Here is a 12,165-nt window from a genome sequence, read left to right on the forward strand (position 1 = left end):
TCCTGATGATATTAATTTGTGGATGAAAGCTGGATCTTGCCTTGAACTTGTAAGTTGGTAAAAGCAGCTACGCGGCGGCTATCCTCTGGGCTTAAACGTACCTTGACCTCAATCACGCGGCGATCGAGATTCTCTCCTGCTTGGTTTGTTGCTTGGCGCTGACGTTCAACTTGTAAACCAACTTGAGAAACAATACCCTTTACTTCGCCTTGAAATGCTTGTCCTGTAATTGTTGCGGATTGTCCAACTTTGACGCGATCGATCTCCGTTTGATAGATTTCTAGCACGGCTACCATGCGATCGGTTGCGCCTAATTCGACGATGCCGTCATTGCTAACCTTTTCCCCTAATCGCGTGCGGATTTTGAGGACTTGTCCATCTCTAGGAGCACGAATATAAGCTTGGGCAAGGTTAGTCTCTGCCCGTTTGAGAGCAGCGATCGCACTGTCTACTTCTCTTGCTTTGGTGGCAATATCTACGGGTCGAACTTCGGCAATGCGATCGCGAGTACTAGTTGCTTCAAGAACTTGGGCTTGGAGGGTATTAGCAAGGCGATCGCGGTTGCTCAGAGCTTCCTGTAACTGAGCGCGAGTTGTTTCCGCCGTGAGGCGTTTAGTATCTAAAACTGAAGAAGAAACTGCGCCTTGGGCATAGAGTTGTTGAAAACGCGCCAACTCTGTCTCAGCAGTGCGAACTTCCGATTGCCATCGAGAAATAGTCGCAGACTGGGCTGCATCGCCACCGCGCAAATCTGCTTGCAAGCGCACGATTGTTGCTTCTTGAGCTTGTATTTCCGATTGTTTTGCGCCAGCCCTAACTCTGGCGAGTTCTGCTTGAGCGATCTCCACCTGTGCCTTGGCTTGCGCCACTTCATCAGCAAAGCGATCGCTAGCATCTAGTACGGCGATAATTTGCCCTGCTTTCACCCGATCGCCTACTTGGACACGCAATTCCTTTAGGCGATCGCCATCTAGAACAACAGGAGCCGCTAAACGCATGACTTCTCCTTCTGGTTCTAATCGACCCAGTGCCGTTACGGGCAGAGGCGCACTTGCGATCGCTGGAGTATTATTCGGAATATTAGGCTTGCTCGAAGAGACAACGCTATAAATAGAAATTCCTGTAGCTAGAGTCGCAATGAAAATCCCCCCAAGCCAAAGATGGCGGGAGTTAAAGAAAGATTGAGATGTCATGTTTTACTAATCTATTTCAAAGAAATTTAGCAAGCTTCAGTCATCGGTATAAGTCATCCGAATTAGTTCGGCAATTACCTGCGATCGCTCCTCATCAGAAATGCAGTTAAGCCCTAGTAACTGATTCCAAGAAAGTCCATCCGAAGCTAAGAGAATTACCCCTGCCTTGAGTGGAGCAATACCACAATTACTAACTTGCTGATGCCACCGTATTGAAGCTTCTTGGTATGGTTGCAGGAGTTTACTATCCTTCGCGACAGCCGCTAGCAATCCAGATTGAATTGCAGCACTCTGACAATCGAATGCATCTCCAGCCCTGATGTAAGCCCGTAACCAAGCACCTTTGGCGGTGAGATCACCTTCGCGAGTGAGTTCTAGCTCTAATAATTGCTCGAACTCGGCGATCAGGTTTGCGACCATACTCGTCAGTAGAGCTTCTTTATTAGGGAAATGATAGAGCAATCCGCCTTTACTTACGCCAGCTTCTTTAGCAACTGCATCAAGGGTCAAAGCGTCAGCCCCAAAGCGCAAAACGACTTCACCTGCTGCATTGAGCAGTGATTCTCGCGTCGCCGATCGCGATCGCTTGCCTACCTCTAAAGCCTCTGCCATAACCTTCTGCCCGAATACTAAAAAATTAAGACAATAGACTTGTCTTGAAAATAACTATACCGTCCAGACGGTTTAGTGTCAACTACCAGATTAAATTTTTTGATGATAGCTATTATCGTCAACAGCAATGTCGAAATGAAGCACATCTTCACGTACACCAAGCTTTGTATAGAGTGCGATCGCAGGGTCATCTCCATGATCTGCTTGTACAAAAATAACGTAGGCTGCTCGCGCAACAGCAATTTTCTTTAATTCCTGAATTAATGCCGTAGCTATTCCTTCCCGTCGATGCTCTGCTGCTACAGCCAGATCGTAAATATAAATTTCACTTCGCTCTTGTTCAAATTTCTGAAGTTCATAAGCGGCGAGACCTGCAACTACTGCTCCATTTTTTAAGGCTGCAAGGGCGATGAAATAATCGCTACTTAGTAAACGCTTGAGATACGCATCGCTTGGACAAGATGAGCTATAGGTATCAACTTCCTCAAAAGCTTCACCAAAGACACCCAATAATTCTTCCATAAGTGCCAATTCATTGGCGGAAAGCTGACAAATGCTAAATAGTTCAGAAGATGTCATTGGGAAAATCACTCCAGATATTGTGTTAAGTAAAACCTAATCGCATCAACAATCTATTTTCTAAAGGCGATCGCTATTATTGTGAGTCTTGATTTATATGCGATCGCCTCAAAAATCAATCTCCAAAGGGCGATCGCTGTTACTGTAAGTCGTGATTTTTAGGTGATCGCGTAACTATTATTTGTCTTTGAGGTCGCCAACAACTTCTCCGAACTCAATAACGAATTTAGCCATTTTTGATGGCACAATCTCGACTAAAAACAGACAACCTTAACGGGAAACTAATCTATGCCAGGATAGAAAGTATTGCAGCTTTCTTGAGTTATAGAAAGACCGTGTTAATATAGATTGAAAAGCGATACCGTGTCATAAGCCCTTTTTCCTCAATCCCAATGGTGTAAGAATTAAGGTTGAAAAAAGCAACGCGCTGCACAAGTTAAAACTGCTTGAAACTAAAACTGCTTGAAAACATGAATATAATATCAAGAGAAGAAAGCTATCTTTACCAGTTACTTAGTTTAATTGAGGAAGAAGGATGTCTTACAGTTGTCAATCATCAAGGTGAAGAATTTCACTTTGGGAAAACTTCGTCTTCTCAAAATTTGCGTGTGTTTATTAGAAACTCTGATACATACAAGTACATCTTTGCTTTTGCTTCTCTTGGCGTTGGTGAATCCTACACAGAAGGTTGGTGGGATGAGGAGAATGATAATATTGTAGACTTAATGGGCTTATTTCTCAGAAGTAGCGTATCTTCAAATGCTCGTGGTCAGATTCCTTTAGTCTTAAAGATTTTTGCTCAACGATTGTTAACATTACCACTTCTTATCCAAAACAGTAGACGAAATGTTTCACACCATTACGATATTGGAAATGATTTCTATCAACTTTTTCTTGATGAGAGCTTAACCTATTCGTGTGGATATCAGCTTGACTCGACTGACTCCCTTAAAGAGATGCAGTTACAGAAATACGAGTTGATCTGCCAAAAATTAGATTTACAGCCTAGTGATAATATCATCGACATTGGCTGTGGTTGGGGAGGAATGTTAATATACGCAGCGGAAAAATACGGAGTTCATGGAACTGGTATTACGCTCAGCGAAGAACAGGCAAAACTGGCTGAGGAAAAAATCAGAAAAAGGGGACTTTCAGGACGTTTAAAGATATTACTCTGTGATTACCGCCAAGTCCATGGACAGTTCGATAAGCTAGTTAGTATTGGCATGTTTGAACATGTAGGAAAGTCTAACTTTTCCACATTTATGGAAAAATCTTCAGACCTTTTAAAACCTGGTGGAATAGGACTGCTGCATACTATTGGTACTATTGGAAGTGTAAGAAACGACCCATGGATAGCTAGATATATTTTTCCTGGTGGCTATCTACCGAAGCTTCATGAGTTAGCCCAAGCAATGTTGGAAGCTGGTCTTACGGTTATTCACTGTGATAATTTAAAGCCTCACTACGCAGAAACATTGAAGCGATGGTCAGTAAATCTCAAAAATAATAGAGATGAAATACTTGCCCTCTCAAAAGGCTATGACAACTCTTTCATTCGAATGTGGTACTACTATCTACAAGCTTGTGAAGCCAGCTTTAGATACAATAATATGCAACTTTATCAAATCTTGTTCTTTAAAGGCAAGCAATGGCCATTCAGTAAAACACTCGTTTTCCCAGCAGACAAAATTCGTGAAGAAGCACAATCCGTAGTAAATCTTTTTTAATTAAAAACCAAACATGCTGGATATTATTGGTAATAATTTGTTACAAGATTCGACTAGCTTTGTCACATCTGGAAGTCCAGTAACTATCCCTTTTAACATCGTAGTTGCTTGTTTCGCCATTTTTTTCATGACTCCATCGCTCGGATTTTTTCCAGCTTCCGCTAGTTTTTTAAGTTGTTCTAGAGCTTCAACTTTATCTTCATCACTCAAACTGGTTTCGCTAGAAACTGCCTTCTGAAGCTCAATCAATATCTCTTTAAGCCCTAGTTTGTCCGATTGAGTAGAATCATGCAACTGATCGATTGCATTGGTCACACTGCCATTGATTGTCCCAAGATTAACAATTCCATTAATAGCAGCATCTCCACCTATGAATTGTCCAAAAGTACTGCTAGCAATATTGATTTGCTTCTGATTCTCATTCATCTTAACTTCTCCAAAATAGTTGTGGTTGATAATTGGAAAATACTTTTCTTTTTGGTTAGTCGCAAAAGCCAAAAGGTTTGCAAGCGTCTGAGTTGGATTTCCGCTTTTTTCAAGTAGGGAATTAATCTCTTCAGATGGCAATACCTGCATTTCTTGAAATATGTCAGAGTAATCTTCTCCTAACTCAGCGTGGTTAGACTGCTCTGAGGTTGCAAGTCTAGTTAATATATTACCTTTTTTCCCCTTTTTTTCTATAGAAGCAAGTCTGATGTCTGCGTCTGGATGTTTTTCGTATAAACCTCTGATAGATAGTGCTAAAACACGAGGGTCAACATTCTGATTATGGTAAAGATCAAGAGTGTGAACCATTGGAGCAATGAAATCAGCGAACTCTCCTTCTGCAAATTTTTTTCTGTCATCGTCAGGTTTGCGACGACAATTTTGATCGAAATCATCTGGGTCTGGCAAACGCATATAAGCAAATTCGCACTTCACGTCGTCCAGTCTAGTTTTTGTCGTGATACCCCAATCTTCAATGTATGCTGCTGTGAGATTAGCTCCTCTCAAGTCTGCATTGTCAAGCTGCGCTTGCACTAACTGCGCCTTACGAAGATCAGCGTTTTGTAGGTCTGCTTCATTAAGGTTAGCTCCGATCAATCTAGCGCCTTTTAAATTAGCATCTTTCAATATAGCTTCCTCAAGGTTAGCACCTACAAAGATAGCTTTTACTAGATTGGCTCCTTGCAAGTTAATGCCTTGCAAGTTAAATCCATCAAATACTTTTCTTTCTCCTTGCCGCTTAGTTATTAGCTGTCTCACTGAGCGATGCTGCAAGTAGCTTTCACCAGGACGAGTCCAACTAAGACTCTCAGCAGAAGCCCAACAGGTATGCATTAGGATAGCACCTCTAAAATCTGAACTTTTAAGTTCTGCTTGAGTAAAATTAGTATCAGTTAAATCAGCTCCTTTAAAGCATGTGCCCCTTACGGCAGCAAGAACACCTGCTAATTTACGAGATAGGTTGTAATTCTCATCACCCATAAGTGTTCTTCGGCTAATATAACTGCTTAAGAGTATAGATAGTACACCTCCACTAGCTGCCATAAATGTACCTAGATCTTGACGACCAGCATCTACCATGGCGATTGCACCTACTGAGGCTCTAGCTGAGACAATAGTATTAGCGGATGCTGCAGATAAAACTGCTGCTACTATTGCAGCCGCAATCACAACTAAAACAGAAATTGTAGAGCCTGCAACAATTCTGGCTGCAGTGACAGCCGCAGCACCTGCCAATGCAGCAGCTGTTGTTCCTACTGCTGCTGCAATTATTGTTATAGCTACGGCTAAAGAAATATCTACAGCCCCTCTTACACCAGAGATTGCAGTGCCTGCTACTACAATTGCTCCAATGCCAGCTATAAATCCTAAAGCCGTTTCTAGCGGTTGACAGGCAGCAAAGCAAATAAGCATCAAAAATCCCGCTGATACTAATAGCCCAGGAAAAATAGTGTATTGCTGAATTATTTTTGGAAGAAAATAATAGGGAATCCACCAGTAAGCTAGCGATAGGGGAAATCCCGACAAAGCTAAAAGAACTAGTAGTCCTATAACCAAAGCAACTGCCCAACGTCGCTGCAACCCAGCCTGGACACCTATGAAGCTAGCTCCCTTAAGGACAGTTTTGGTAAAGTTTGCTCCTCGAACGTCAGACTGACTCAGATCTATTCCTGAAAGATCTTGATCCGCAAAAGATTGACCGCGAATAATCTCTCGACTGAAATCGCGTCTTCCACTTTTAAAAAGTCTCACGAGTTCACGAGATTTCACACTAGATCCTCAATTTTACAATTTTGCTTTTGTGTTTTAGGTATATTTGTATCATGAAGATATTAAATGTCGAACTTCCTAGGGGGTATATATCAAGACTTTCAAGATCTGTTTTTTACACCTTATAGAAGACTACAATCGATACTTCACCTAAAGAATAAGATAAATTAAGTAACTTTTCTGGATTTCAAAAATTGCAATGAATTTAACCAATTCATTTTTAACCTAACAAGAGAATAAATACAAGTTTTTTAGTGCTAAAGTTTAATTCTGTTAAGGTAACCAACAAACTTGCCTTATCCTAGCAATATAATTCAGTAAAATTTCATACTATATGTTTTAATTATAGATCTTAAATATAGAATTTTATACAAAAACTTTCGGTCTAATCATCCCACAATGGGATCTTAGGCGGAAGGTTTCTGTCTAAGATCCTAAATCGTTGTAATAGACAGAAACATCCATGTATTATTTAGCTATATAATCCTGAAGCATTTATACAAAAATATGTAAGTTGAGCCACAACCGCGCAAATTTTTAGATCTTATATCAGGCTGGGCTATGAGTAGAGAGATTATTTTACTCTTGGGCTTTGGTTGCAATCACATCAACAATCTATCTGTTCAAGGATTTGCTGAAGGCGATCGCATCTTAACATTACGAGATTTTGCCCAATCATCTCCACTTGGAGAACCTAAAGCGATCGCAAGGCGATCGCGCCAAGATGGAGTCATCTGCATATCGCGAAACATTCTTGCCCATTCATGTAGCGCAATGATAATTGGATTATGCGAACGAACTGGCTTCGTTAAGCCGTAAACAGGTGGATTGGCAAGATTTTCTTCGGTGAATGTGCCAAATAAGCGATCGAAGATAATTAAAACCCCGCCGTAGTTGCGATCGATATAGGCTCGATTAGAAGCATGATGGACACGATGGTGTGATGGAGTATTGAATATCCATTCTAAAAAGCCGAGTTTCGGTATCAATTCGCTGTGAATCCAAAATTGATAAAGCAGATTGAGTGATAGACCAACCCCAACTGCGATCGGATGAAATCCTAACCAAACGGGTGGTAAAAAGAATAGGAAATTCCCTGATATCCAGCCAGTCCATGCCAATCGATAAGCCGCCGAAAGGTTGAGATGATTAACTGAGTGATGCACCGCATGGCTTGCCCAGATCCAACGAATGCGATGGGAAGCGCGATGCTGCCAATAATAAAAAAACTCGATCACTAAAAACAACAAAAGGATTCCCCACCAAGTATCAAGCGGGACTGTTAGTAATCGATGTTCCCAAATCCACATCGATAAACCGACTAGAAATATTTTGGAAATGCTTCCTGATGCGACATAGCCAAGAAATACGCCAAGCGAGGCGAGGCTTTCTCTCCAAGAATAATATCGAGGCAATTTGTTATGCCAAAATAGAAATGTCAACTCGATCGCGATCGCTATAGCTATAAATGGGGCAACATTGAGAATGAATAGGTCCTGCATAGAAATTTATCCAAATGAAATAACGAACCAGAATAAAATTTTCAAGTAGCAAGTGTTTGTTGCTTTCTTTGATGCTTTACAATCTATGTCAAACACCAGTAGTCATGCCAGTGATGTTTGTCCCGATCTCTTCGGGACATTTGTCCCAAATCCATAAAGAGAAAAATGCTGTATGCAAATTCGGATAAATACGCGATTAAATACGCGATCGCCTTTATTGCAGCTTTTACTAATCCTAGAATGGATTTTGCTTGGTCTAGTCGCAATTACGCAAATTCTCGTCGCGAATAAATTCAACTCTCCAACTGATGTTATTTCTAACGAAATTGGGATATTGATATTTGCAGTCCTTGGAGTCGCATTTCCTCTGGTTCCATTACATAAATTGCTGTACATTATTGCTGAATTCACCTTGATTTTTTGGTTGACGCTCAAGGGCAATATTTCACTTTTTCAATTACTATTCATTGTATTAGTGATTCGCAATTGCGTGATGCTAGAAGGGCGATCTCGATCGAGTGTGACTGGACTTGCCCTATTCTCAGTACTGATCTGCATTACAGATCGGATGAGAAGCCAGAGCTTATTGGTTCAGATTGATCGCGATCGCACTCTACTCTATTGGGTTGGATTTCTGATTATGCTGGGCTTAGTATTTCTGTTTTTACAACTATTGGTTGAGTCAGCTTTATCCGAACGCAAAAGCCGAGAAGAACTGTTAATTGCGAACAAGAGACTGACAGAATATGCGACTCAAATAGAAGAACTTGCCACTGTGCAGGAGCGTAACCGCATAGCCCGTGAGATCCATGATTCTTTGGGACATTCACTCACAGGCTTTAATTTGCATCTAGAAGCAGCTTTACGATTATTGCAATCCGAGCCTGATGAAGCAAAACAACTTTTATTGGAAGCAAAACAACTTGGATCAACTGCATTAAAAGAAGTTCGAGCATCAGTGAGTGCGTTACGAAGTGAGCCGCTAGAAGGGCGATCGCTTAAATTAGCAATTCAATCACTAGTTGAAGAATTTCAGCGATCGACGGGGATTACTTCTCAGACTGACATAGACGATTTCATCGATAGCGATCGCCAGATTTCGCCGCAACTAAAAACCATCGTTTATCGCATTGTTCAAGAATCACTGACAAATATTAGCAAGCATTCTCAAGCAAGCTTTGTAAATATCTCCTGCCATGTAAAAAATCAAGAGCTAGAAATAGCGATCGAAGATAATGGCAAAGGATTCGATATTACTCAAAACGTATCAGGATTTGGGCTGCAAGGGATGCAAGAACGAGTGATGGCAGTATCTGGCAACTTAGAAATTAAGACATCACATGGTAATGGTTGTAAAATCATTGCTAGGTTCAGAAATATATAGCAGGTTTCATTTTGCCCACAAATGAAAATTATAATTTGCGATGATACAGATTCTTTTAATTGACGATCAAGACTTAATTCGGCGCGGCATGAAAGCGCTATTGAAGTCTGATGAAGAGTTACAAGTAGTTGGGGAAGGCGAAAATGGGATTGAGGCGATCGCTCTAGTTAAAACCCTACAACCTGATGTTGTTTTAATGGATGTGAGAATGCCAGAAATGGATGGCGTAGCCGCAACAAAAGAGATTTGTCAGCTTTTTCCAGAGGTCAAAGTACTAATTATGACCACCTTTGACGATCGCGAATATATCACTCAAGCTTTGCGTTTCGGTGCGGCTGGATATTTGCTCAAAGATACTCCCTTTGAGGAACTCACCCAAGCAATTCGCTTAGTCCATAAAGGCTATATGCAGCTATCACCAGGATTAGCGACTAAGTTGCTTGCTCCTGAACCTCCCAGCCAAGTTCCATCGGAATTTGCAAAATTAACACCTAGAGAACAGGAAATTTTGAGGCTAATTGCCAAAGGTGCTAATAATCGTGAAATCGCTGATACGTTATTTATTTCCGAGAAGACGGTAAGAAATAATATTACTAACATCTTTAGTCAGTTGGGTTTGCGCGATCGCACCCAAGCAGCGATCTGGATGAACAATCATCTAGATTTTGCCTAACCACCACAGCGATTGCTATTATACCAATTCACAAAAGTGTGACAACACTTCTGTGAATTAAAAACCAAACCCTGTAAGGGTTTTAAAAACACAAAGTGGCGCAGCCACTTTGTGTTTTGGTATTACTGTGAGACTTGTCTAAGCGATCGCAAAAGCAAACAATTATTGACACTCAAAAATCTTTCTGAGTTTTAAGTCAGCGCAAAGCTCTGTATTCAACTTCGTAGACAGTTATATATTTGATAGGTGAAATCAATTACTTAATAAAGAAGTCTTTTCTAGCTCTGGAGGTTCTTGGAAAGATCGATTTTGCAACCACGCAAACATTGCGGCAGATCCAAGTAAAATCAAAGCCATAATACTAACGATTTGAATCATAATGATGTATCGCATAAGTCTTCCTTCCGTAGTTAAGAACTAAACTAGATTGAAGTGTTCCATTTGGATATTGGTTATAGGCACCTCTAAATCATGAAGTGCTTCTTCAACTTGCTCCATCATAACTGGAGCGGCACAGATAAAATATTGTCGGCTACCGCGATGGATAGGAATGTATTTTTGTAACAGGGCTTTGTCAACATAGCCAGTTTCGCCTGTCCAGTCTTCGGAAGGCTGACGCAACACATAAATGATCATGAGATCTATGGAGTTAACGAGACCATCTAATTCCTCGCGGAAAGTCATATCTTCCCAGCTTTTGTTGGCATAAATGAGTAAGTACGGGCGATCATCTCTCCGCTCAACAGCAGTAACCAGCATACTCATCATTGGGGTGATGCCTATCCCACCAGCAATGAGTACGAATCCTGAGGCATCCCAGTAGCGATCGCTCGTAAACACACCGTAAGGACCATCAAGATAAGCCTTTGTGCCTGCCTCAATATTCTTAATGGTGTGGGTAAAGTCTCCTAGAGCTTTGATGGTAAATTCCAACCGTTCAGGGTGGTCGCCACTCGAAGACATGGAAAAGGGATGTTCGCGCATCCGAAAGGGCGAAATGTCGAGGGTGATCCAAGCAAACTGTCCAGGTTGAAATCGAAATCCCTTATGTCCTTTCGGACGAATAGCTAGAGTCCACACATTTCCCCTTTGAGGAATGACTTCTTCTACGAAGTAGGGGCGTTTGGTCATTATCCAAGGTTTGACGAGGCGGACATAAATCAGCAACCATAAAGCGCTTAGGGCGATCGCACTCCACAACAGCTGTTTCCAGAACAGTCCCAGATAATAGCTGACTCCCAGTCCATGGGCTAAACCCAAGGTCACCGCTACCACTGCCAGAATACCGTGACTCGTACGCCATAGCTCATAGGAAATGTTGAGGCGCTGCCGCCAAATTGAGGTAAAAACCAGTATTATCAGTGCTAGAGTGCCAGTCACGGCAAATTTGGCTCGCCACGGAGCCTCAAATATATTCAGTAACTTTAACGTTTCGGGTTGATTAACAAAGAGAATAAGGGGATGAATCAGGATCAGGGCGAAAGCCACTAGAGATATATAGCGATGGAATTGCAGGATGATATCAACTCCGTAGGATGCCTCAATTCGATGGATTCGAGCGGTGATGGCAAACTGAAGAGCTAACATTGCCAACCCCACAAACCCCAGAGAAACTGAAAACTCCGTCCAAAAGCCGCGTCCAGTCGAAGCGGGAGGGTATAGGAGTAAAACAAAAAGAGGCAGTAGGGCGATCGCCAGATAAACAGCGATCCAGAAAGCAGCCACTGCGACTGGACTTTTAGTTAACAATCTTTGCATTTCGATCTCCTTACTTTTTCAGTCTATTGATCAAGTCGATTCATGTTCTTTGGGTTTCGCGATGGGTCGAGGAACAAAATGTAACTTATGCAACTTGTTTTAGCGGATCTTAGCCCACAGGTAATTTGCATTGAGTTAAGTTTTGGATACTTTGCATTGCATTAAGGCATCTCTAATATCGTTGATTGCATTAATGGTAAAGGGTTTGCGATAGGCGATCGCTTTAAAATTTTGTCGTAACCGAAGATTGTAAAGTTTTATCATCTTGATTAGGACTAACTCCATTTTTCCAGAGTTCATATTCGCTAATATCAATATCTTCGCAAGGTTGTAGCATACAAAAATCTTGGCTATTCCATATATGCTAAAGGCGATCGCTATTACTGCAAGTGGCGTTGTTGCATGAATAAAAAGAAGCCAAAAGATGGAGGATCTTAGGATAGACAATTAACGAACAACAGAACAGGAGACAGGTTTA

9 protein-coding genes and 1 pseudogene are annotated in these 12,165 nt (G+C 41.5%); 3 read left to right on the forward strand and 7 right to left on the reverse strand.

The window, feature by feature from the left end; genetic code table 11:
* Positions 1-11: 11 nt before the first annotated feature.
* The 3 genes from CQ839_RS21485 to CQ839_RS21495 all read right to left on the reverse strand — a co-directional run bounded on the left by CQ839_RS21485 (position 12) and on the right by CQ839_RS21495 (position 2,384).
* Positions 12-1,193 (reverse strand): HlyD family efflux transporter periplasmic adaptor subunit, encoded by a 1,182-nt coding sequence (locus tag CQ839_RS21485; RefSeq protein ID WP_103670347.1) that lies wholly within the window; start codon positions 1,191-1,193, stop codon positions 12-14.
* 36 nt (positions 1,194-1,229) lie between these two features.
* A complete protein-coding gene (locus CQ839_RS21490; protein WP_103670348.1) occupies positions 1,230-1,805 on the reverse strand; it encodes a TetR/AcrR family transcriptional regulator in 576 nt (191 codons plus the stop codon).
* Positions 1,806-1,895: 90 nt separating this feature from the next.
* Positions 1,896-2,384: an AAC(3)-I family aminoglycoside N-acetyltransferase gene (locus tag CQ839_RS21495; RefSeq protein ID WP_103670349.1), complete on the reverse strand. Its 489-nt coding sequence runs from the start codon at positions 2,382-2,384 to the stop codon at positions 1,896-1,898.
* A gap of 470 nt (positions 2,385-2,854) precedes the next feature.
* Here CQ839_RS21495 and CQ839_RS21500 point away from each other — a divergent pair, with 470 nt between their 5' ends.
* On the forward strand, positions 2,855-4,114 hold the full coding sequence (locus tag CQ839_RS21500) for a class I SAM-dependent methyltransferase (protein ID WP_103670358.1): 1,260 nt from the start codon (positions 2,855-2,857) through the stop codon (positions 4,112-4,114).
* Here CQ839_RS21500 and CQ839_RS21505 read toward each other — a convergent pair whose 3' ends face one another.
* The 3 genes and pseudogenes from CQ839_RS21505 to CQ839_RS21510 all read right to left on the reverse strand — a co-directional run bounded on the left by CQ839_RS21505 (position 4,115) and on the right by CQ839_RS21510 (position 7,872).
* On the reverse strand, positions 4,115-6,013 hold the full coding sequence (locus CQ839_RS21505) for a pentapeptide repeat-containing protein (RefSeq protein ID WP_258040827.1): 1,899 nt from the start codon (positions 6,011-6,013) through the stop codon (positions 4,115-4,117).
* Between the two features lie 189 nt (positions 6,014-6,202).
* Positions 6,203-6,370, reverse strand: a pseudogene (locus CQ839_RS26100) (pentapeptide repeat-containing protein); the annotation flags it as partial.
* Positions 6,371-6,993: 623 nt separating this feature from the next.
* Positions 6,994-7,872: a sterol desaturase family protein gene (locus tag CQ839_RS21510; RefSeq protein WP_103670351.1), complete on the reverse strand. Its 879-nt coding sequence runs from the start codon at positions 7,870-7,872 to the stop codon at positions 6,994-6,996.
* 172 nt (positions 7,873-8,044) lie between these two features.
* On the opposite strand from CQ839_RS21510, the gene CQ839_RS21515 reads away from it, so the two are divergent.
* Together CQ839_RS21515 and CQ839_RS21520 are read left to right on the forward strand one after the other, a co-directional pair.
* Positions 8,045-9,256, forward strand: coding sequence for a sensor histidine kinase (locus CQ839_RS21515; protein WP_103670352.1), 1,212 nt, complete (start codon positions 8,045-8,047; stop codon positions 9,254-9,256).
* A gap of 40 nt (positions 9,257-9,296) precedes the next feature.
* Complete coding sequence (locus CQ839_RS21520; protein WP_103670353.1) at positions 9,297-9,929, forward strand: response regulator transcription factor; 633 nt, start codon at positions 9,297-9,299, stop codon at positions 9,927-9,929.
* A 417-nt stretch (positions 9,930-10,346) separates the two neighbouring features.
* Here the strand turns inward: CQ839_RS21520 and CQ839_RS21525 are convergent, their stop codons facing one another.
* A complete protein-coding gene (locus CQ839_RS21525) occupies positions 10,347-11,687 on the reverse strand; it encodes a ferric reductase-like transmembrane domain-containing protein (RefSeq protein ID WP_103670354.1) in 1,341 nt (446 codons plus the stop codon).
* Between the last annotated feature and the right edge of the window lie 478 nt (positions 11,688-12,165).

Source organism: Pseudanabaena sp. BC1403 (assembly GCF_002914585.1).
Classification (GTDB): Bacteria; Cyanobacteriota; Cyanobacteriia; order Pseudanabaenales; family Pseudanabaenaceae; genus Pseudanabaena.